The following is a 21883-nucleotide window of genomic DNA, read 5'->3' as shown; positions in this document are numbered from 1 at the left end:
GCAGCTGTGCATGCTGGCCTTGCCAGCGCTGGTAATGTTGAATGGAGAGCGCAATGCCTGCCCCCGAAAACGAGCTGTTGCAAAGCTGGCAAGACAACGCCCAAGCGTGGATTGAAGCCGTTCGCAGCGGCGCCATCGAAAGCCGCCAGCAAGTCACCGACCAGGCGATTCTGCTGGCGGTGCTCGGCCGCCAGCCCGAACGCGTGCTCGACCTGGGCTGTGGCGAAGGCTGGCTGTTGCGCGCACTGGCCAAGCGTGGCATCGACGCGGTGGGGGTGGACGGCGATCCGACCCTGGTCGACGCGGCGCGGGCAGCGGGGACGGCCCAGGTGTATCTGGCCAGCTATGAAGCGCTGGCAGACGCACAGGTTGATATCGGCCGCGACTACTCGCTGGTCTGCGCCAACTTCGCCCTGTTGCACCAGGACATCATCCCCCTGCTCGGCGCCATGAACGCCCTGCTCGCCGCTGGCGGCGCCCTGGTGATCCAGACCCTGCACCCGTGGGCGGCAGCGGCCGGCAACTATCAGGACGGTTGGCGGCAAGAAACCTTTGCCAGCTTTGCCGGCCAGTGGCAGCCCATGCCCTGGTACCTGCGCACTTTGTCCAGCTGGTTCACTGCACTGGACCTGGCGGGTTTCAAGCTGGTCGCCGTGCAGGAGCCGCAGCATCCGCAAAGCCCGCTGCCGCAATCATTGTTGTTGATAGCCGAGCCTAAAGATTGAAGCGCATCCCTCCCACCTGAAAGGACCCATACGCCATGAGCGAACAAACAAAAGTAAAAGGACCCGCGTCGTACTTCCCCTCCATCGAGAAGACTTACGGCCAGCCCGTCAACCACTGGCTAGAGCTGATCGGCACGGTCAGCGGCAAGAAGCACATGGAGATCGTCAGCTGGCTCAAGGCCGAGCATGGCTTGGGCCATGGCCATGCCAATGCACTGGTGGCGTATTTTTTGGCGAGCGCTAAAAACAGCTGAGGATAGAACCCGCCCCATGCTGGTCATCGAACAGTTGCACAAGTCGTTCAGCACTGCCCAAGGCCTGCTGCCGGTATTGCAGGGCGTCGACTTGCGCCTGGGCCAGGGCAGCAGCCTGGCATTGATGGGTGAGTCCGGCAGCGGCAAAAGCACCTTGCTGCACCTGGTCGCCGGTCTCGATCGCGCCGATAGTGGGCGCATCCTGATCGATGGCCAGGCGCTGGACGCCCGTTCGGAATCAGCCCTGGCGCGCTGGCGCCGGCAAGGCATCGGCCTGGTGTTCCAGCAGTACAACCTGATCAGCAGCCTCGATGTGGCGGCCAATCTTGCCTTTCAGGCCAGGCTGGCGGCGCGGTTTGACCGCCAATGGCTGGACTACCTGGCTGCCCGCCTGGGTCTGGCCAGCCTGTTGCAGCGCTACCCGGAGCAACTCTCCGGCGGCCAGCAGCAGCGGGTCGCCATCGGTCGGGCGCTGGCCGCCCGCCCGGCACTGGTGCTGGCTGATGAGCCCACCGGCAGCCTCGACGAGCGCAGCAGTGATGAAGTGCTGGCGTTGATGCTGCAACTGGTCGCCGAAGCTGGAAGCAGCCTGCTGATGGTGACCCACAGCCCGCGTCTGGCAGCGCGCCTTGAGCAGCGCTGCGTGCTGCACGCCGGGCGTGTGCAGGTCGAGGCGCATTGATGGGCCCGCTGCTGATTGCCCTGCAGGCGCTGCTGAGCCACTGGCGGCGCCACCGTTTGCAGTTCTTCAGCATCTTTACCGGGTTGTGGCTGGCCACTGCGCTATGGACCGGGGTGCAGGCGCTCAACAGCCAGGCGCGGGCCGACTACGCCCGCGCCAGCGCAGTGCTGACCGGGCCCACCCAGGCGCAGCTGATAGCCGGCAACGGTGAGCGTTTCGAGCAAGCGCTGTACCTGCAACTGCGCAGGCTCGGCTGGCAGGTGTCGCCGTTGCTCGAAGGTCGCTTGCGCTTTGCCGGGGAGCAAGCGCTGACGGTACGGCTGATCGGTATCGAGCCGCTGAGCCTGCCCACGACAATGACCGTCGCCGGCACGCCGTTGCAAGGCTTCGATGTGCAGGCATTCATTAGCGACCCCGGGCAAGCCTGGATCGGCCCCGATACCCTGCGGCAACTGCCTCTGAATGCCAGCGGGCAAGCAACCACCAGCGACGGCCAGTTACTGCCACCGTTTGTTGTGCAGCCGCAGCTGGCACCAGGGGTGATCGTGGTGGATATCGGCCATGCGCAAACCTTGCTGCAAGCCCCCGGGCAGCTGTCGCGACTGCTTTTGAATGATAACGCCAGGCCCTTGCCCGCAGACATCGCCGCGCGCCTGACCCTGCAAGCGCCCAGCGACGACGGCGACCTGCAGCGCCTGACCGACAGCTTTCACCTCAACCTCACGGCGCTGGGCCTGCTGGCGTTCGTCGTCGGCCTGTTCATCGCCCACGCCGCCATCGGCCTGGCCCTGGAACAGCGCCGCGGGCTGATTCGCAACCTGCGTGCCTGTGGCATCAGCCTGAACACCCTGTTGCTCGGCCTGAGCCTGGAACTGGGAGTTTTCGCCGTACTCGGCGGCCTGGCCGGGGCCGCCAGCGGCTATGGGCTGGCCGCGCTGTTGCTGCCCGATATCGCCGCCAGTTTGCGCGGCCTGTACGGCGCCCAGGTGGCCGGGCAACTGAGCCTGCCAGCCGGGTGGTGGCTGGCGGGCATCGCCGTGAGCGTGCTCGGTGCCTTGCTGGCCGGAGCCGGCAGCGTGTTGCGCGCCGCCCGTTTGCCGCTGCTGGCCCTGGCCCAGCCGCAGGCCTGGCGCATGGCCCAGGGGCCGTGGCTGCGCCGTCAGGCAGCGGTCGCCGGGCTGTTGCTGGTGGTCGCGCTCGCTTGCTGGCAATGGGGCAACAGCTTGGCCAGTGCCTTGATCCTGCTGGCAGCGCTGTTGCTGGCGGCGGCCTTGTTGCTGCCCGCCCTGCTCGACGGCGCGCTGGCCTGGCTGGCACGCGGGTGTCGCGGGGCGCTGGCCGAGTGGTTTGTCGCCGACAGCCGTCAGCAGCTTCCGGCACTGAGCCTGGCGCTGATGGCGCTGCTGCTGGCATTGGCCGCCAGCGTCGGCGTCGGCAGCATGACCGAGGGCTTTCGCAAGACCTTCAGCGGCTGGCTCGACCAGCGCCTCTCTGCCGACTTGTACCTCACACCGCAGGACACGACTCAGGCCCTGCAACTCACTGACTGGCTCGCCGAGCAACCGGCAATCACCACGTTGCTGCCCAGTTGGCGTGCCGAAATACGCGTGCAGCAGTGGCCGGTGCAGGTCCAGGGCATCATCGATCACCCCGCCTACCCCGCGCGCTGGCCATTGCTGGAGCAAAGCCCGCAGGCCTGGGCGCAACTGGCCAGCGGCAACGCGCTGATGCTCAGCGAGCAACTGGCCCGGCGCCTGGGCGTGCAGCTGGGCGACAACCTGCAACTGGCCAATCAAGCCATGGCTGTGGTGGGCATCTATGCCGACTATGGCAACCCCAAGGGCCACCTGCTGGTCAATGCCGACTGGCTGCGTGGGCACCTGCCGCAGGCGACGCTGAGCACCATCAGCCTCAATCTTGCGCCCGAGCGCATCGCCACGTTCAAAGACGAATTGCAACAACGCTTCGCCCTGGACGACAGCCGCGTGGTCGAGCAAGCCAGCTTGAAACGCTGGTCCACTGAAATCTTCAACCGCACTTTCGCCGCCACCACCGCCCTCAATAGCCTGACCCTGGGGGTGGCGGGCATCGCCCTGTTCATCAGCTTGCTGACCTTGAGCCAGAGCCGCTTGGGCCAGTTGGCGCCGCTGTGGGCCCTGGGTGTGCGGCGCACGCAGCTGGTAGGGTTGTCGCTGGGGCAAACCCTGATGCTGAGCAGTCTGACGGTGCTGCTGGCGATCCCTCTCGGGCTGTTGCTGGCCTGGTGCCTGGTGGCGGTGGTGAATGTTCAGGCTTTCGGCTGGCGCCTGCCGCTGCATGTGTTTGCCGCGCAACTGCTACAGCTGGCGCTGCTGGGCCTGTTGACCAGCCTGCTGGCCAGCGCCTGGCCCTTGTGGCAACTGGCGCGGAGCCAGCCCAGCGAGCTGTTGAGGCAATTTGCCGATGAAGCCTGACCTTTGCCTGATGATCGGCCTGTTGCTGCTGGGCGGCTGCGACCAACCCACACCTGCTGCCAAAGGCTTTGCCGGGTTGGGCCAGGACGCTGCGGCCTTCACCCCGGTAACCCGCGATCATCCGCTGCTGTTCCCCCTCGATCACGGGCCGCACACCGGCTTTCGCATCGAATGGTGGTACGTCACCGCCAACCTCAAGGACGCTCAGGGCCGCGACTGGGGCGCGCAGTGGACGCTGTTCCGCTCGGCCCTGCGCCCAGGCACCGAAACCACCGGCTGGAACAGCCCCAACCTGTGGATGGGCCACGCCGCGCTCACCGGCCCCGGCGGCCATCAATACGCCGAAACCCTGGCGCGCGGCGGCATCGGTCAGGCGGGCGTGGAGCCCCAGCCGTTTCGCGCCTGGATCAACGATTGGTCGCTACAAGGCAGCGACGACATCGGGCGCCTGCAAATGAGCGCCAATGGCAAGGGTTTCAGCTACACCCTCAAGCTGGTCAGCAACGGCCCGCTGGTGCTGCACGGCGCTCGAGGCTACAGCGAAAAATCCGGCAAGGGCCAGGCCTCGTACTACTACAGCCAGCCGTTCTACCAGGTCAGCGGCGAGGTCGAACGCAACGGCCAGCGCGTGGCGGTGACCGGCAACGCCTGGCTCGACCGCGAATGGAGCAGCCAACCCCTGGCGGCCGGGCAATCGGGCTGGGACTGGTTCTCCCTGCACCTGGACAGCGGCGCCAAACTGATGCTGTTTCGCGTGCGCGAAGCCCAGGGCGCGCCCTACCGCGCAGGCACCTGGATCAACGCCGAGGGCAACGCCCAGGCCCTGCAAGGTGCGCAGATCCAGCTGCAGGAACTGGCCTGGAGCAAGCAGGAAAACGGCCACAAGCTGCCAACCCGCTGGCGTGTGCAGGTGCCGGCGCACGGGGTGGATGTCCAGGTCAATGCACTGGAGCCCAAAGCGTGGATGTCGACGCGTTTTCCGTACTGGGAAGGGCCAGTGCGCTTTAATGGCAGTGTGAGCGGCAAGGGCTATCTGGAGATGACCGGATACTGATGCTGCAGGAGCGGGCTCGCGCCAATCCTGTGGGAGCGGGCTTGACCCGCGATTGAGCGCGAAGCGGTCGCAGTCCGGTCAGCACCTGATGTGCTGGCTGTAACGGCCTCATCGCTGGCAAAGCCAGCTCCCACAGAGATCCTGCAAGCACCCACTTCTGTGGGAGCCGGACTTGCCGGCGATCGAGCGCGAAGCGGTCGTAATTCGGCCAGCACCTGAAGTGCTGGCTGTACCGGTCTAATCGTACGCCCGCCAATCCGAATCCGCTGTCACTGTAGGATCTTTCCGATTCCATTCAGCGGTGCGCTAGATCGCGAGCGGCGGTGCTAGGTTCCGGCCTTCATTGCCCAAGGAACCTGCGCATGACAAGGATGCCACCCTCAACACCTTCCCCAGCTCACTCGATAATGTCTTCCTCAGAATTGCTGCAGCCCAGCGTCTACGTCGTACCGCGCAGCGTGACGGGCAGTCAGGTAGTGGCTTTGGGAAGCATGATTGGCAACACATCTGGTCATCTTGCTGAAGAACTATTCTACAACTGGACAGGCTTATGAGTATTGACCCTCGTTCCTGGCCTCTGGGATTACAGATGGTGCTGATCCTTGGCCCGTGGATCATCATGCTGACTGGGGTCTTGATAAGCGCGTGCATCGCAAATGGCCGAGATTTTGCGAGGTCGCTTTCAGCGCTGCAAAGCAGCACTTGGCTTGAGCAGCAGATTCGCGTTTGGGGGACATCAAGCCTAATGGCGCGTTGGGTGCTTGTCGGAGTGATCAGTGGCTTACTGGCCTACCCACAAAAACATATACGCCAAGGCCAGCTCGACGCAGTGCAAGTGCGCAACTTCCCCCGGCGGCTCCGACGTCGCTTGCTCGTTTCCGGCAGACTGATCTTTATTGGGTTCGCGTTAATGATCATGAGTCTCGGGTTGTACAAAATCTGCGAACCCTAGCCCGTGAGAGCCACGAACACACAACAGGAGACGCATCATGGACCACTTCACCGGCGGTTGCCTGTGCGCCAACGTGCGATTTGCAGCCTCGGGACGCCCCTACCGGGTCGGCCTGTGTCACTGCCTGGACTGTCGCAAGCATCACGGCGCGCTGTTTCACGCTTCGGCGATTTTCCCCGCAGAGGCAGTCAGCATCGAAGGCGAAACCCGTGACTACGCCGGGCGCTATTTTTGCCCACGTTGCGGCTCGTCGGTGTTCGCCCGCTCAGGCGATGAAGTCGAGATCAACCTCGGCGCGCTGGATGCCCCCAACCTGTTCACGCCCACCTACGAAAGCTGGACCACCCGCCGCGAATCCTGGCTGCCACCCTTCCCGCTCAGCCACCACTACGAAAAAGATCGCGACCCGTCGGGGCGCTTCGAGGACTAGACGGCCAGCTGTCGCTGCATCCCCTGCGACATCAGGCTGGACCCTTCGCGCAATGGCTGCGGGGCGCCGACCGGCTGAAAGCCATGGGCCTGGTACAAGCGCATCGCAGGGCTGTCGGCGAGGGTCACGCCCAGGCCCACCCGGCGCACGGCCACGCTGGCAGCCCAGCCCAGCGCCGCCTTGAGCAAGGCACTGCCGGCGCCCAGGCCACGCGCGGCCGGGTCGACCCACATCTGGTAGATATCGGCCACACCCGGCTCGGCCGCGGACAATTTGCACCAGACCATCCCGCACAGGGCGTCGCCGTTAACAGCGAAAAACGCCCGGTCGTTGCCGCTGGCATGGGCCGCCGCTATCCGCGTGGCCCAGTTTTCATCGCTGCGTTGCGACTCGGCGGCGAAGGTGCTGCCAAAGGCATCCGGCGAATCCTGCAATGCCTGCAGGCGCAGGTCGCGGTAGGTGGGCCATTCATGGGGTAAAACAGGGCGGACGGCGATCACAAGGCTTCCTTGGCTGATTGATCCTGAACAGCTGCCAGACTACCACCAAGATGCGATCATGTCGCCCTTCATCGACACCGCAGGATCGACCACGATGTTTTCAGCAAGATGGACCTGGCTGGCCCTTGGCCTGTTACCCGCCCTGACCCAGGCCGCCACCCCGGAGCCGGTGCCACTGACCCGGGTATTCCAGGACTGGCGGCTGGCCTGCGACAACACCCGTCGCTGCACGGCGGTGTCGGGCAGCACCGACAACCCCGGGATGGGCCTGTACATCGCTCGCGAAGCCGGCGCCAAGGGCAGCACCCGAGTCAGTGTGATCGGCTACGACGACGTCGGCCTGCGCTATGAGTTTCACCTCGACGGCCGCCCCACCGCCCCCTGGCAGTACGGCTCGAGCGACCGTGAGTACTACTACCTTGAGGGCGATGCCGCCGTCGAAAAACTGCGCGAGCTGCGCAACAGCGACACCCTGAGCTCCAACAGCAACTTTGGCGAGCGCCGGGTATCGCTGCAGGGCTTGAGCGCCGCCCTGTTGCTGATGGATTCGGTGCAAGGGCGCATCGGCCACCCCAGCGCCTTCGTGCGCCCGGGCTACCAGGCGGACAGCCGCGTGCCGCCGGCCCCGGCGATTCCCAAACTGCCGCGCTTTACCCTGGCCCCGGCCTTGAGCGACGCCGAGCAACAGGCCATCGGCGACTACCTGATTGCCCTGACCAAGGACGAACTGAGCGCCGCGCCCCATCAGAACTGGCAGGCCCAGGCCGAGGTCTACCCCCTGGACCCGGCCCACGCCCTGGTGCGCCTGCGTTACGGCTGCGCCGAGGACGGCTGCAACCACAGCCTCTACCGCGTCTCGCGCACCGCGCCGTACCAGGCGACACCGCTGGAACTCAAGGCGGCGCCCGAGACTCACTTCTCCCCTGACCTGTATGGGCAGATCAGCTTCAACCCGGTCAGCGGCCAGTTGAAGATTTTCCGCGAGATGGGCAAGGACTGCGGTGATAGCTCGACCTGGCAATACGACGGTGCGGCCATGCAGCTCAAGGACCGGCGGACCATGTGGCGCTGCGACAGCATCAACGAGGAGTACTGGCCGGTGACCTGGCGTGCCAAGGGCTGACTCAGGCGCCGAGGTCGTCCCAGTACGGCGGCGTGCCGATGGCGTCAAGAAAGTAGTCCCACACCCGCCGCACCTTCTGCGAGCGCAGGCGGTTTTGCGCTGACAACAGGTGGATCTGGCTCGGCGTCGCCTCCACGGCGCCTTGCCAGTCGGGCAGCAGTTGCACCAGGGCCTTGCTGGTAAAGCTGTGCTTGCTGAACAGCCAGGTCGGAAAAAACACGATGCCGCGCCCGGCCAGGGCCGCTTCCACCAGCACCTGGGCATTGTTGCTGCGCAGCGGCCCGTGCACGTCGACCACCTCGACGCTGTCGCTGCCCGGTCGGCGCAAGTACCAGCGCTGCGCGCCGCCGGTGCCTTTGTAGACCAGGCAGCTATGCTGGCGCAGGTCCTGCGCGCAGGTCGGCTGGCCATGTTTTTCAAGGTAGCTGGGGCTGGCACACAGTACATAACGCTGGGTGCAGATCTGCCGGCCGATCAGCCCCGAATCCTGCAGATGGCCGACGCGAAAGGTGATGTCGGCGCCCTCCTGCACCGGGTCGATGTAGGCATCGGTGGCGGTCAGCTCCACGGTCAGTTCCGGGTATTGCTCATGCAAGCCATTGAGCAGGCGCACGAGATGCAGATGGGCAAAAGCCACCGGCGCGTTGATCCGCACCAGGCCGCGAATGTCGCCGGGCTTGCCGCTGATCGACTCGTCGGCAGCATCCAGCAGCTCCAGCACTTCGCGAATCTGCAGGTAATAGCGCTCACCGGCTTCGGTCAGCTTCACCGCGCGGGTGTTGCGGTACAGCAACTGCTGCCCGACCTCGCGCTCCAGCGCCGCGATAAAACGCGACACCGACGAGGCCGGCACCTGAAAATGCCGGGCGGTGGCAGAGAAACTACCGGTCACCGCGACCATGGCGAAGAAGCGGTGGGCCTTGAGGTGCATGGGCGGCTCCTGAACGGGAAATCCGTCCAGTATAGGTGCTCATATTGCTGTTACAGCAATAGTGTTTTGCCTTTAGCCTTGATTGTGGCTGTTTTCGCAAGCCCCTAGCATGGCGCCATTCCACCCAGAGGCCCCACGCATGAAAGACCTGTTTGCCCCTTATGACCTCGGCCCACTGCAGTTGAGCAACCGTTTCGTCATGGCGCCGATGACCCGTTCACGCGCTCCGCAAGACATCGCCACCGAACAGATCGCCCTGCATTACACCCAGCGCGGCACCGCCGGCCTGATCGTTTCCGAAGGCACGCCGATCTCCCGCGAAGGCCAGGGCTACCTGTTCAATCCGGGCATTTTCAGCGAGCAGCAGATCCACGGCTGGAAGCTGGTGACCGACTCGGTGCACAGCGTCGGCGGCAAGATCTTCGCCCAGCTGTGGCATGTTGGCCGCGTCTCGCACACCTCGATCCAGCGCGATGGCCTAGCCCCGGTCAGCGCCACCGGCAAGGTCGCCCAGGGCGCGATTGCCTTCGGCTACACCGACAGCGGCGAGCCGGGTTTTCTCCCGACCTCGACGCCGCGCCCGCTGAACACCGAAGAAGTCGGCCGGGTCGTCGAAGACTTCGCCCAGGCCGCGGCCAACGCCATTGCCGCAGGCTTTGACGGCGTCGAAATCCACGGCGCCAACGGCTACCTGATCGAGCAGTTCCTCAACCCGCTGGTCAACGACCGCAGCGACCGTTACGCCGCCGACACCCTGGAAAACCGCCTGCGCTTTGTCTTTGAAGTGGTCGATGCGGTGGTCAACCGCATCGGCGCCGACAAGGTCGGCATCCGTATCTCGCCTTACGGCCAGCTGTTCGACATGCCGATCTACGCGCAAATCGACGAGACCTACTCGGCCCTCTGCGCCGGCATGGGCGCGCGCGGTATCGCCTATGTGCATGTGATGGACCAGACCCACTTCTTCCTCGCCAGCGCAGGCGCCGTGGCCCAGGAACAGGCCCTGCGCAAGCTGCTGGCCCATTGCAAGGCGCAACTGCGCCAGACTGCGCTGATCTTGGCCGGCGACATGACCCTGGAGCGTGCCCAGGACCTGGTTGACGCCGGCCTGATCGACCTGGCAGGTTTTGGCCAGCCGTTCATCGCCAACCCCGATCTGGTCGCCCGGCTGAAAAACGGCTGGCCGTTGACCACCCCGGACCGCGACACCTACTACGGCGGCGGCGCCAAGGGCTACCTGGACTACGCCCCGTACGCACCGGCCTGAAGCGCGAGCAGGCCTGCCGTGGCCAGGCGTGGCATTATTTGCGCATACCGCTGTCCCCTTTTGTTCGCTCGCTTGTCATCAAGGGCATGTGAATCGAAAAGAGAGCGCAACAATGCCCGTACTGACACGCCACCGAACGCGCCTGGCGTCTTCGTTTTCGTCCCCTACCCTGTGCCTGGTGCTGGGCCTGGCGTCGTTGGCGCCGCCAGCGGCGCTGGCCGACGGAGCCAGCCGCAGCTACCAGGTACCGGCTGGCGAACTGGGCACCGCGCTGACCCGCTTTGCCGCCCAGGCCGGGGTCAGCCTGTCGGTCGACCCGGGCCTGGTCAATGGTCGGCGCAGTGCCGGCCTGAGCGGCAGCTTCAGCGTCGATGAAGGCTTTGCCCGGCTGCTGCAGGGCTCGGGCCTGCAACTGCAGCCGGTGACAGCGGGCGCCTACACCCTGGTGCCTACACCGCAAAGCGGCGACGCCGTGGAGATCGCCCCGACCAGCATCCTCGGCGCCCACAGCGGCGGCGATGACGACGGCCAGCGCTATGCCGGCGGCCAGGTTGCGCGCCGGGGCTCGCAAGGCCTGCTGGGCTCGCGGGACTTCATGGAAACGCCGTTCAGCATGACCACCTATACCAGCGAGGCGATCAAGGGCCAGCAGGCGCGCACCCTTGGCGACCTGATCGCCAGCGACCCGTCGGTGCGCGCCACCAACCCCGCCGGCGGGCGCTTCGAGCAATTCACCATTCGCGGCTTCAGCCTGTTCAATAGCGATGTTGCCTACAACGGCCTGTACGGCATCCTGCCGACTTACTCCATCGACATGGAAATGGCCGACCGCGTCGACATCATCAAGGGCCCCAGCCAGCTGATCAACGGCATCTCGCCACGCGGCAGCGTCGGCGGTGGCATCAACGTGGTGCCCAAGCGCGCCAGCGACACGCCGATCACCGAGTTCACCGGCAACTACGCGTCCGACAGCCAGGTGGGCGGTGCGGTCGACATCGGCCGGCGCTTTGGCGAGGACGGCAAGTTCGGCCTGCGCTTGAATGGCGTCAAGCAAGCCGGCGACACCGAATGGGACCAGCAGAGCGTCGACCGCGAAATGGCCGTGCTCGGCCTGGACTTTCGCGGCGAGCGCCTGCGCCTGTCGAGCGATGTCGGCCATACCGAGCGCAACACCGATGCGCCCCAGGAGCGAGTCATCGTTGGCGCCAACGCCAAGGTGCCGGACGCCGGCGACGTGCGCCGCAACTACGCCCAGGCCTGGAGCAAGGCGCGCACCAACGACACCTTCGGCACAGTCAACGCCGAGTTCGACCTCAATGACTCGCTGATGGCCTACGGCGCCGTCGGCGCGCGCAAGAGCAACCACGACTTCCTCCGCCACAACGTACCGGTGTCCAACGATGCCGGCGACTTCAGCGTCCAGCCGCGCGACTTCACCCGCGACGAGAACGTGCGTACCGCCACCGCCGGCCTGCGCAGCTGGTTCGCAACCGGCCCGGTGAGCCACGAGTTCAACCTGGCGGCCAACTACTTCTACATGGACTTCGAGAACGGCGGCGGGCGCTATGCCGCCGGCCCCAGCAACCTTTACAACCCGCGCCCGACCCCGACGCCCGGCACCCTGCTGCGCTCGGACCCCAAGGTCTACACCGAGAACCGCTTCAGCGGCGTGGCGTTGTCCGACACCCTGGGCTTTTTTGACCAGCGCCTGTTGCTGACCCTCGGCGCGCGCTGGCAGCGGGTCCAGGTCGATGACTGGAGCGATGGCATCAAGGGCGACACCGCCTACGACGAAGAGAAGCTCTCGCCCTCGGGCGGCATCCTGTTCAAGCTCAGCGACCAGCTGTCGCTGTATGCCAACTACATGGAAGGCCTGAGCCAGGGCAAGATCGCCCCGTCGACCTCGATCAACGAAGACCAGATCTTCGCGCCGTTCATTAGCCGCCAGGTAGAAGTCGGCGCCAAGTACGACCTGGGCAACTTCGCCCTGACCGCCAGCGCCTTTCGCATCAAGCAGCCGGCCTACGAGACCAACGCCACTACCCGGGTGTTCGGGCCCAATGGCAAGCGTGAGAACAAGGGCATTGAACTCAATGTGTTCGGCGAGCCGCTCAAGGGCTTTCGCCTGCTCGGTGGGGTGATGTACATCGACAGCGAACTGACCGACACCGTCGGCGCCAGCTTCGACGGCAACCGCGCCCCGGCAACGCCGGAGTACAACCTCAGCCTGGGCGCCGAGTATGACGTGCCTGCCCTCGCCGGCCTGACCCTGACGGCCCGGGGCATCCACTCAAGCTCGCAGTACCTGGACCAGGCCAACAGCAAGCAGATCGACGGCTGGGAGCGTTACGACCTGGGGGCGCGCTATGCCTTCAAGGTCGATGACAAGGCCATCACCCTGCGCGCCAGTGTCGAGAATGTGCTGGATGAGCACTACTGGGCTTCGGCGGGCGCCTCCGATGACAGCGAAGCGGGGTTGACCTTGTCGACGCCGCGGACCTACCTGGTGTCAGCGACCTTGGGTTTCTGAGGGCACAGCGGTTAGCTGCAATAGGATCCCTGTGGGAGCTGGCTTGCCAGCGATGAGGCCAGTCCAGTCAATACATCAAGTGCTGACCGGACTACGACCGCTGCGCGCTCGATCGCTGGCAAGCCAGCTCCCACAGTTCAACCCCTGACCGCCGCCTCAATCGCCGCAATATCAATCTTGCGCATCCCCATCATCGCCTCGAAAGCGCGCTTGGCCGCAGCACGGTCTGGGCTGGTCACCGCCTCGACCAGCACCCGTGGCGAGATCTGCCACGACAGCCCCCACTTGTCCTTGCACCAGCCGCAGGCGCTTTCCTGGCCGCCATTGCCGACAATGGCATTCCACAAGCGATCGGTTTCGGCCTGGTCTTCTGTCGCGACCTGGAACGAGAACGCCTCGTTATGCTGGAACATCGGCCCGCCGTTCAACCCCACGCAGGGGATGCCCAACACGGTAAACTCCACGGTCAGCACATCCCCCTCCTTGCCTGAGGGAAAGTCGCCCGGCGCCCGATGCACTGCACCGACCTTGCTGTCGGGGAAGGTTTGCGCGTAAAAGGTCGCAGCCTCCAGCGCGGTGCCGTCATACCAGAGGCAGATGGTTGTTTTATTGCTCATCCTGGTTCTCCACGGTTGGTGAATGGCAGGTTGATTCTAGTCATGACGACAGCGCACATACGTGAAGATTTATACAGCATGACCAGAATCAGCATTGCCTGCGCCTCCCCCACCCGTGACCTGGAAATCGCCGTGTTTTTGCATCAACGGCTGAACATGTCGATCAGCGGCGCCCGCAAGCTGTTGGCCCTCGGCGCGCAGGGCTTTTTCTATAGTGCTGACCTTTACGGCAATGACCATCTGCAGCGCGACAGCGACATTCGCGACATCCTGGCCTTCTTCCAGCAAAAACAGCTGGCGCTGCTGTTGGTGGAAACCGACGAAGGCCAGGCGCTGCCTGTAGAGGATCTTGAGCAATATTCAATACCCGAAGAGTACCTGCTGAACGCGCTGGATGCCTGCCGAGGGCATTACCACTAGCGGCTTCATGCACCGGCAAACTCACAACGCACCATTCAACTGCCCCAGGTCCGCCGCCAGTTGCAACCTGGCGGTGTACCAGTTGACCAGCGATTCCACGCGCCGCTGCTCGGCAAGCGCCAGCTCGTTCTGCGCCCTGAGCAGTTCGATGATGCTGCCCACCCCGGCCTTGTAGCGCCCCAATGCCACTTGATGGGATTGCCCGGCGCTGGCGACGAAGCTGCGGCTGATGGCCAGGGCGCGGGTGCGCGCATCCAGGGCCTGGCGGCTTTTCCAGACGTTGAGGGCCACGCTGCGTTCGGCCTGCTCCAGGGCCTGCTCGCGGGCGCCGGCTTCATAATCGGCGGCGCGGGCACGCCGACGGCTGAGGAAGCCGTCGAAGATCGGCACGGTAATCTGCACGCCCACGCTCCAGGTCTCGATCTGCTGGCGTGTCGACACCTGGTCGATCGGCGTGTCTTCTTGCTGGTAGCTGCTGAAAAGCGACACCTTGGGCCGCCCCTCGGCACGCGCTTCATCCGCCCTGGCGCGGGTGGCGAACCAATCGGCGCGGGCCTTTTCGATGGCCGGGTGCCGGGCCCGGGCTTGCTCCATCAAGGCATCGACACTGGCCATGAACTCATCCTCCTGCCCCGCCGGCTCGTTCAAGGCGGTGAGTGTCAGCGGCGCCGAGGGTGACAGCCCGAGGGCACTGGCCAGGGCGCCCTGGGCCGTCGCGTAGTCACCTTCAGCCAGCACCCGTTCAAGCTGCGCCTGGTCGTGAGTCGTCTGGGCCTGCAGACGGTCGCTCTGCTCGCCGGCCCCGGCCTGGTACTTGGCGGTGGCCGCCTTGAGGCTGCTGGCCGCCAGGGACTCGGCGCTGCGCTTGGCCGCGAGCAAGGCGGCGTTGGCCTGGACCTGGTAGAAGGCCTTGCTGGTGGCGAGCACCGTGGCCTGGATTTTTTCCACCCGACTGCTGCTGGCCGCGTTCAACAGCTGGCGGGCGCCCTCGACTTTCGCCGCGCGCAGGCCAAAATCATAGAGCACCCAGTTGAGGTTCAGGCCATAGCTGTTGGTGCGGGTGTTGAGGGTCGAGTCAGCCTCGGGAAAGTTGTCAAAGCGCGTCTTGCGGCTCGCCCGCCCGCTGCTGGCCTGGGCTTGCACAGTCGGCCAGTAGGCCGAGTACTCGGCATCCAGGCTGGCCTGGCTGCTCAGTTGTGACAGCCAGGCTTCGCGCACTTGCGGATCGGCGCACAGGGCGATGGCCACGGCACTGGACAACACCAGTGGCTGTGCAGGGCTTAACCTGCCTGGGCAGGCCTCGAGGGCTTCGGCGGCCATGCCCGGCAGCACCGTCCAGGCCAGCAGCAAGGCGGCCAGACACAGCCTGGTCAGGTGACGGTTCATGACGAAGACGCCGTACCACAGGCACGTTCATCTGGCTCGGCTGGCGCTTGCTCATCGGCCTCGATCAGCGGCCCGTCATACACCACCCGGCCGTTGTCCAGCGCCAGCACCCGGCGCGCCGAGCGAATGGTATCGGGGCGATGGGCAACAATGATGCGGGTGATGTTCAGCGCCTGCAGCGCCTGGTTGACCGCCGCCTCGCGGTCGATGTCGAGGTGGCTGGTGGCTTCGTCGAGAAACAGCAGCTTGGGCCGCCGGTACAGCGCCCGGGCCAGCAGGATGCGTTGCTTCTGCCCACCCGACAGCACCGTGCCCATGTCGCCCACCAGGGTGTTGTAGGCCATGGGCATTTGCGCGATGTCGTCATGCACCGCCGCCATGCGCGCGCACTGCTCGACCCAGCGCGGGTTGGCCTCGGCGCAGAAAAAACTGATGTTGTCAGCAATCGAGCCGGCGAACAGCACATCATCCTGCAGCACCGTGGCGCTGATCCGCCGCAACCGCTCCAGGTTATGGCTGTCGATGGCCACACCGTCGAGCAACACGCTGCCGCTGCTGGGGCTGAGAATGCCGAGCATGACATTGAGCAAGGTGCTCTTGCCGCCTCCCGAGGGGCCGACGATCGCCAGCGAATCGCCGGCTTCGATGCGCACCGACACGTCATCGAGCACATAGGGCTCGTGCTCGGAATAGCGAAACTTGAGCTGGCGCACTTCCAGGCTCGGCACGCTGTCGACGGCGTCGTTGTCGTCAGGTTTCTCAGGCGCTCTGGGTTCGGGCACCTGCAGCAGGATATCGGCCAGGCGCTCGCCATGCAGGCGCAGCATCAGCACATCGACCAGCTTGTCGATCAGCCCGGCTACACGGCTGTTGAACTGCTCCTTGTAGGCGTTGAAGGCAATCAGCATGCCGGCGCTGAACTGGCCATCGAGCACCAGCCTGGCACCGAGCCAGATCACCAGCACGGTCACCAGACCGAACAGCAGGCCATTGAAGGCGCGGTAAGCCAGCGCGAGCTTTTGCGGCCGCAAGCCGGCGTTGATTTCTTCGACCAGCAGGCTGCCCCAGGCGCTGGCGCGTTGCTCCTGATGGCCGAACAACTTGATGGTGCGCACCCCGCGCACGCTTTCCAGAAAGTAACTCTGCTGGCGGGCGGCATACACCAGCTCCTCTTCGCTGGCGCGGCGCAGCGGGCCGAACCAGGCCCAGCGGGCCAGGGCATAGATGACCATGGCCAGCAGCGCGATCAGTGCCAGCGGCGGGCTGTAAGCGAACATCAGGCCCAGGGTTACCAGGGTCATCAGGCCATCGAGCAAGGCTTCGACAAACGAGGTGGTCAGGGTGTGCTGTATCGACTTCAACGAGCCAAAACGCGAGACGATATCGCCCAGGTGGCGGCGCTCGAAAAACGCCACCGGCAAACGCACAAGATGGCTGAAGACGTTAATCTGCCATTGCGCGCTGAGCAGGGTGCCCAGGTACATCAACGCCCAGGAGCGCCCCAGCGCCAGGGTTTGCTGCATCACCAGCAGCAGACCGAAACCTATGGCCAGCACCGCCAGCAGGTCGAGATCGGCGCTGACCAGCACCTTGTCGATCACCGTTTGCAAAAAAAAACGGGCTGAGCACCATGCACAGCTCCAGCGCCGCCGCCAGCAACAGCACATGGCTGAGCACCCCGCCAAAGCCCTGTACCCGGCCCAGCAACTGGCGCAGGCGCAGCGGCGGATTGGCCGCGCCCTGCTGGAAATCGCTCTGTGGCCACAGCTCCAGGGCCACGCCGGTGAAGGCTGCCGAGACTTCTTCGAACGACAGCTTGCACACCCCGCGCCCCGGATCGTGCAGGGTTACCCCGCGCGGCCCGACCTCCTTGAGCACCACGAAATGGTTGAAATTCCAGTGCAGCACACAGGGCAAGCGCAGTTGCCCGAGTGCTTGCAGTTCCAGGCGCAATGGCCGGCTGGCCAGGCCTAACTGGCTGGCCATGGCCATCAGCTGCTTGAGGGTCGCGCCCTTCATCGACGGCGACAGCTTCTGGCGCAGCGAGAACAGGTCGTGACGCTGGCCGTGAAAGCCGGCGATCATCGCCAGGCAGGCCTGGCCGCACTCGGCGGCTTCGGCCTGGAGCACCATGGGCAACTTGCGGCCGATGCCGAAAGCCAGCGGTTGGCGAATGTTCAAAGGCGTTTCCCTATGCCGCGCAGGGGTTCGAGCAGCCACTCGTAGAGGGGCATGTTCTCCTGCAGGATGTCGGCGTCCAGTTGCATGCCCGAACGCAAGCGCTCGTTCAGCCCGCGTCCGCGCATGGCTTGTTGTTCAAGGGTGACCCTGACCCGGTACATCGGGCCTTGCTCGCGCTGCTGCTCGGAGACGCCGCCCACGCTCATGATTTCGTCGGCTGGCAGCGCGCTGCGCGACACCGACGCTACCGTGCCGCGGGCCAGGCCGAAGTGCTGGTAGGGATAAGCCTGGTAGCGCAACAGCACGGCATCGCCGCTGCGCACAAAACCGGCCGAACGGCTGGGCAAATAGAGTTCGGCGTACAGCTGGGCATCGCTGGGCACGATGCTCAACAGCGGCCGGTTACTGTCGGCGCGGGTGCCGTTGACCACGCCCACCGCCGTCACCTCGCCACTGGCCGGGGCGGTAATCACCACCTGGCGTTTGACTTCGCTTTCCAGCAGGTTGCCCTGGCTTTGCGACAAGCGCCGCTCAAGCTCGGCCAGTTGCTTGCCCTGGTTGAACGGCAACTCGGCAAGCTCGGCGCGCAAGGTGGCGATATCGTTGCGCAGCGACAGCAACGAACGGCTCAGTTCTTCGCTGCGCAGGCGCACTTCGAGCACGGCGTCCTGCTTTTCCTGCAACTGGTCGCGCGACACGTAGTCCTGGCGCTGCAGGTCGGCATAACGCGCGGCAATGCCTTGGGCCAACCCCAGGCGCTGGCGGCTGATGTCCATTTGCGTGAGGATTTTCTGCTGCTCGCTTTCCAGCACCGCCAGGCGCCGGCGCTTGCCCTCAAGCTCCTGCAGGTGCAGCGCACGGGTGCTGGCAATCTCCTCAGTGAGGCTGTCGTTACGTCGCTTGATCAAGCGGCTGATAGCCACGTGCGCGCCACCGGCCTCGGCATACAGGTCGCTGCCCAGGGCCATCAGTGTCGACCCGGCCTCAACACTCTGCCCTTCGACCGCAGCCAGGCCTTGCACCACCCCTGCCTGTGGCGCAAACACCTTGATCAGCCCGCCCTCGGGCACCAGTACGCCGCTCACGGTGGCGCGGCGGGTGTAGGTGGCGCAGGTCAGGAACACGATCAACACCAGGCTGAACAGCAGCGCAGCCAGCGCCGCCCAGCGCAGGGGCACGGGCGACACCAGCAGTACGCTGCCCAACTCCTTGTCACGCCGTGCGTGCACGGCTTCGCTCCTGAATAACATGCCAATCCATGACCCGGCGGATAACGTTAATAACATGAACAGACTGATCGCCTGAGCCTGTTGCAGCATAACGGCGAGTTAATCGACAGGCACTAGCACACTTGTACTATTGCACTTAAAGCGCTGGCATTACTAACTTGGCCGGGGATCGAAACAGCCTGCCACTGTTATTGGAACTGTGATCGATCTCACACTTTTATAGTGCAACACCTTGCGCCCAGGCCCTCTCCTGGGGGGATCAACCTAGGACGAACCCACTGTAGCAAACGAGGTATAGATAACATGACCCATGCACAAAACATCGACATGACCAGCGCGCAACCCTCTGCCCTGCGGGTGCTCGACGATCAGGAAGTGGATCAGGTAAGCGGCGGGTTTTCCGTCAGCGCCGGCTCCTGGACACTGACCGGTGGCTCTTATAACTTCGGCGCGGGTGCCGGCTACCGCTTTGACTTGTACAGAGGCGGTGCGCACCAGGGCAGTTACACCCTGTGCAAGTAAACTCGGCGGATAGATGAGTTGGAAGTAAGCGAAGGGCCGCCATGGCCCTTCGTTCTATATATAGAGATGATAGTTAATTGCCATCAGCGACCTTGCGTTCAATCTCGGCAATCTTGCGGCTAAGTTCTTCGGCGGCCTCAGCCTGAGTACGGTGATTGGCCGGAGTGATCGGCCGATTGGCAAGGTCTTCATCTTCAGCAGGCTTGTCCGTCTCGTTGGCGGGCGCCTCGCGCTCGTTGCTGGTCATTGCAGTTACCTCCCGTGTCATACCCGTTGGATAGCACAGCAGCCTTGGAGTTCTGATCGGCAACGGCTTGAAGTTGGCCCGGCTTCTGCGATGATGCCCGGCCAGGACGGACGTTCGCTTACCCTGCAGGATTGAAACACCATGGTTGACCCAAGATGGAACTGGCTGTGCTTGATGCTCCTGCCGGCCCTGGCCCTGGCCGCGCCGGAACCGGAGCCGGTGCTCAAGCAGTTCAAGCAATGGGTCGTGGGCTGCGACAACACCCTGCGCTGTACCGCCGTGTCGAGCAGCGTCGATCAAGGCGTGGGCCTTGAGCTGGTGCGCGAAGCCGGGGCCCAGGGGACTACCACCCTGACCCTGTTCAGCGACGCCGGAGTCGAGCTCGGCGCCCGGCTGCTGCTCGACGGCGGCCCGCTGCCAGCGGGGTTTCGGCCAGGCTCGCAGGGGCAGATGCGTTATCACGCCAAAGGTGACGTCGCGTTGCGCTTGTTGCGCCAACTGCGCAACGGCCAGACCCTGACCCTGGACACCAGCAACGGCCAGCACCCGGTATCGCTGCAGGGCCTGAGTGCCTCCTTGCTGTTCATCGACTCGGTGCAAGGACGCATCGATCACCCCAGCGCCTTTGTAAACCCCGGCACACGCCCCGACAGCCAGCTGCCGCCAGCACCGCCGACGCCCACCCTCGCCCCCTTCACTCCGGCGCCAGGGGTGAGCGATGCCGAGCAGAAGGCCATCGCCGACGCCGTCATTGCCATCACCCGCCATGAATGGAGCGAACCCGAGTACGACAACTGGCAAGCCGAAGCCGAGGTCTCGCCGCTGGACGCGACCCATGTGCTGGTAGGCCTTCGCTACGGCTGTGGGAGCCAAGGCTGCATGTACAGTTATTACCGCGCCTTGCGCAGCGCGCCCTATCAACCCACCTCGCTGCACATCGAGGTCCCCAGGCATGATGTGCTGGGCGGCGAGATGTATGGCTTTTTCAAGTTCGACCCGGCCCGCGGCGAGCTCAACCAGTTGCAGCCGGGCGGGCGCTACTGCGGCGCCAATGCAACCTGGCGCTATGACGGCGCGGTGATGCAGCTCAAGGCATTCAGCCGCATGAGCTGGTGCGACAGCGTCGATACTGCCCATTGGCCGCAGATCTGGCGTACCCGAGGCTAGCGCCAGGCATACAGCTTGGCGCAGGCATTCGCTACACTGCGCGCTTTGCCTCAAGAGCCTACGCGCATGGATGCCCTCGCCCGTTTTGCCCTCAAGCCGCTTGCTGCGAGCCTGGCTGTGCTCACCCTGGCCGCTTGCAGCCACTTTCAAGCCGACCCGCCAGGTGCCGGCCAGTTGCCCGAGTACCAGAGTCCGGCCCCCGACTGGCGCGTGCTGAACCTGGACGAGGATCAGGACTGGCTGCTGATCGACCTTAACAGCCTGCAGCATGAAGGCGACATTACCTACGCCTGGACCGGCATCCAGCGCCACCGCTATCCGATGCAATACGGCCACGCGGTGATGGCCCTGCACAGCCGCGAGCGCCTGGCGTTCTATTGCCAGCGCCAGCTCATCAGCCGGCAAAGCCAGGTGTTCCTCGACAACGACAATCGCCTAGACCGCACCAGGCTTCAGTGGCAGCCCTTCAGCGCGTTCTATCGGCAGGCCCCTTTGTACTATCAGCAGTTGTTCGACGTCGCCTGCCAAGCACCGGCCGAGCTTGCCAAGCTTGCCCCGCTCAAAGCCCGTACACCGTTGCCGCCGCCGTTTTTGCCGCCCAGGGCCAGGCCTGAAGTGCTTGCCGCCATCGCCGCCCTCGACCTGCCGACACCACGCCTGAGCCTGCACCGGCTGGATTATCGCTACGACGCCAACCTCAACGACGGCGACAATGCCGTCAACAGGCCGCGCCAGGTATTCCTCAGCACCGACAGCCGCTCCGGCCAAGTGTTGCTACAGGCTGTGGACCCGACCATAGCGCAGCAGCTGCAACTGAGCTTTCGCGGCCTGTTCGATCTGGCCGCACGCGGCATCGACATCATGACCGGGCAGGAGCAGGACGCCAGCGACAGCTTGACCGCGCTGTCATTCAGCGGCGACTGGCAAACCCTGCCCGCCCATGCGCAGCTGAGCTACACCAGCAGCCACACCGGGCAAACTGCGAGCATTACCCGCACCACCCATTGCCAGGTCGGCAAGGCGCAAGCGGCCAGCGCCCTGCACCCGGCCCTGCAAGGCAGCGCCAAGCCGTTGACCTGCACCTGGCAGAGCCCGCGCGGCAACCGTTGGCGCGAAGGCTACAGCTACCTGGTCGACTACGGCGTGTTCGTCCGCACCCGCGAAGACAACCCGCTGGGCACCTGGCGCTGGAAAATCGAGTCGCTGCAGTGAA

19 protein-coding genes and 1 pseudogene are annotated in these 21883 nt (G+C 64.8%); 13 read left to right on the top strand and 7 right to left on the bottom strand.

Translation table 11 applies throughout. The features are described 5' to 3' along the window. Positions 1 to 53: 53 nt before the first annotated feature. The 6 genes from LOY34_RS10865 to LOY34_RS10840 all read left to right on the top strand — a co-directional run bounded on the left by LOY34_RS10865 (position 54) and on the right by LOY34_RS10840 (position 6550). Positions 54 to 725, top strand: coding sequence for a bifunctional 2-polyprenyl-6-hydroxyphenol methylase/3-demethylubiquinol 3-O-methyltransferase UbiG (locus tag LOY34_RS10865; protein WP_195883755.1), 672 nt, complete (start codon positions 54 to 56; stop codon positions 723 to 725). A 35-nt stretch (positions 726 to 760) separates the two neighbouring features. After that, positions 761 to 979, top strand: coding sequence for a DUF4287 domain-containing protein (locus tag LOY34_RS10860; RefSeq protein ID WP_195883754.1), 219 nt, complete (start codon positions 761 to 763; stop codon positions 977 to 979). 16 nt (positions 980 to 995) lie between these two features. Beyond that, complete coding sequence (locus LOY34_RS10855; protein WP_045201320.1) at positions 996 to 1661, top strand: ABC transporter ATP-binding protein; 666 nt, start codon at positions 996 to 998, stop codon at positions 1659 to 1661. Next, complete coding sequence (locus LOY34_RS10850) at positions 1661 to 4114, top strand: ABC transporter permease (protein WP_258664766.1); 2454 nt, start codon at positions 1661 to 1663, stop codon at positions 4112 to 4114. The genes LOY34_RS10855 and LOY34_RS10850 overlap by 1 nt, the downstream gene beginning before the upstream one ends. Then, positions 4104 to 5168, top strand: a complete 1065-nt coding sequence (locus LOY34_RS10845) for a lipocalin-like domain-containing protein (RefSeq protein ID WP_195883752.1) — start codon at positions 4104 to 4106, stop codon at positions 5166 to 5168. Before LOY34_RS10850 ends, LOY34_RS10845 begins: the two co-directional genes overlap by 11 nt. Before the next feature lie 989 nt (positions 5169 to 6157). Continuing rightward, positions 6158 to 6550 carry a GFA family protein gene (locus LOY34_RS10840; RefSeq protein WP_195883750.1) on the top strand — a complete coding sequence of 131 codons (393 nt, stop codon included), beginning with the start codon at positions 6158 to 6160 and terminating at the stop codon, positions 6548 to 6550. On the opposite strand, the gene LOY34_RS10835 is transcribed toward LOY34_RS10840, so the two are convergent. Further along, the gene (locus LOY34_RS10835; RefSeq protein WP_195883749.1) at positions 6547 to 7050 is read right to left on the bottom strand and encodes a GNAT family N-acetyltransferase; all 504 of its coding nucleotides are present in this window, start codon (positions 7048 to 7050) and stop codon (positions 6547 to 6549) included. The genes LOY34_RS10840 and LOY34_RS10835 overlap by 4 nt on opposite strands. A gap of 94 nt (positions 7051 to 7144) precedes the next feature. Between LOY34_RS10835 and LOY34_RS10830 the strand changes: the two genes are divergently transcribed. Then, on the top strand, positions 7145 to 8173 hold the full coding sequence (locus LOY34_RS10830) for a DUF1176 domain-containing protein (RefSeq protein WP_195883748.1): 1029 nt from the start codon (positions 7145 to 7147) through the stop codon (positions 8171 to 8173). 1 nt (position 8174) lies between these two features. Here the strand turns inward: LOY34_RS10830 and LOY34_RS10825 are convergent, their stop codons facing one another. Continuing rightward, entirely contained in the window at positions 8175 to 9104 is a 930-nt protein-coding gene (locus tag LOY34_RS10825; RefSeq protein ID WP_195883747.1) for a LysR family transcriptional regulator, read from the bottom strand. Between the two features lie 139 nt (positions 9105 to 9243). Here LOY34_RS10825 and LOY34_RS10820 point away from each other — a divergent pair, with 139 nt between their 5' ends. Together LOY34_RS10820 and LOY34_RS10815 are read left to right on the top strand one after the other, a co-directional pair. Further along, positions 9244 to 10371, top strand: coding sequence for an alkene reductase (locus LOY34_RS10820; protein ID WP_195883746.1), 1128 nt, complete (start codon positions 9244 to 9246; stop codon positions 10369 to 10371). A gap of 112 nt (positions 10372 to 10483) precedes the next feature. Next, positions 10484 to 12901: a TonB-dependent receptor gene (locus tag LOY34_RS10815; protein ID WP_195883745.1), complete on the top strand. Its 2418-nt coding sequence runs from the start codon at positions 10484 to 10486 to the stop codon at positions 12899 to 12901. 137 nt (positions 12902 to 13038) lie between these two features. Here LOY34_RS10815 and LOY34_RS10810 read toward each other — a convergent pair whose 3' ends face one another. Next, complete coding sequence (locus tag LOY34_RS10810; RefSeq protein WP_100782241.1) at positions 13039 to 13518, bottom strand: VOC family protein; 480 nt, start codon at positions 13516 to 13518, stop codon at positions 13039 to 13041. Positions 13519 to 13596: 78 nt separating this feature from the next. On the opposite strand from LOY34_RS10810, the gene LOY34_RS10805 reads away from it, so the two are divergent. Then, positions 13597 to 13938: a hypothetical protein gene (locus tag LOY34_RS10805; RefSeq protein WP_195883744.1), complete on the top strand. Its 342-nt coding sequence runs from the start codon at positions 13597 to 13599 to the stop codon at positions 13936 to 13938. Between the two features lie 21 nt (positions 13939 to 13959). On the opposite strand, the gene LOY34_RS10800 is transcribed toward LOY34_RS10805, so the two are convergent. The 3 genes and pseudogenes from LOY34_RS10800 to LOY34_RS10790 form a co-directional block, all read right to left on the bottom strand. Beyond that, positions 13960 to 15324 carry a TolC family protein gene (locus tag LOY34_RS10800; protein ID WP_195883743.1) on the bottom strand — a complete coding sequence of 455 codons (1365 nt, stop codon included), beginning with the start codon at positions 15322 to 15324 and terminating at the stop codon, positions 13960 to 13962. Then, positions 15321 to 17457: pseudogene (locus LOY34_RS10795) on the bottom strand (peptidase domain-containing ABC transporter). The gene LOY34_RS10800 and the pseudogene LOY34_RS10795 overlap by 4 nt, the downstream one beginning before the upstream one ends. 44 nt (positions 17458 to 17501) lie before the next feature. Then, complete coding sequence (locus LOY34_RS10790; protein WP_195883741.1) at positions 17502 to 18755, bottom strand: HlyD family secretion protein; 1254 nt, start codon at positions 18753 to 18755, stop codon at positions 17502 to 17504. Positions 18756 to 19037: 282 nt separating this feature from the next. On the opposite strand from LOY34_RS10790, the gene LOY34_RS10785 reads away from it, so the two are divergent. After that, on the top strand, positions 19038 to 19256 hold the full coding sequence (locus tag LOY34_RS10785; RefSeq protein ID WP_093384216.1) for a hypothetical protein: 219 nt from the start codon (positions 19038 to 19040) through the stop codon (positions 19254 to 19256). 73 nt (positions 19257 to 19329) lie between these two features. On the opposite strand, the gene LOY34_RS10780 is transcribed toward LOY34_RS10785, so the two are convergent. After that, on the bottom strand, positions 19330 to 19503 hold the full coding sequence (locus LOY34_RS10780) for a hypothetical protein (RefSeq protein ID WP_176794272.1): 174 nt from the start codon (positions 19501 to 19503) through the stop codon (positions 19330 to 19332). A 141-nt stretch (positions 19504 to 19644) separates the two neighbouring features. On the opposite strand from LOY34_RS10780, the gene LOY34_RS10775 reads away from it, so the two are divergent. Continuing rightward, positions 19645 to 20670, top strand: a complete 1026-nt coding sequence (locus tag LOY34_RS10775) for a DUF1176 domain-containing protein (protein ID WP_093384220.1) — start codon at positions 19645 to 19647, stop codon at positions 20668 to 20670. 66 nt (positions 20671 to 20736) lie between these two features. Further along, the gene (locus LOY34_RS10770; RefSeq protein ID WP_195883740.1) at positions 20737 to 21882 is read left to right on the top strand and encodes a hypothetical protein; all 1146 of its coding nucleotides are present in this window, start codon (positions 20737 to 20739) and stop codon (positions 21880 to 21882) included. Position 21883: the final 1 nt, after the last annotated feature.

It is taken from the genome of Pseudomonas sp. B21-009, from assembly GCF_024749345.1.
Classification (GTDB): domain Bacteria; phylum Pseudomonadota; class Gammaproteobacteria; order Pseudomonadales; family Pseudomonadaceae; genus Aquipseudomonas.
The sequence above is the reverse complement of the archived record's forward strand: the minus strand, read 5'-3'. Positions and strand labels throughout refer to the sequence as shown.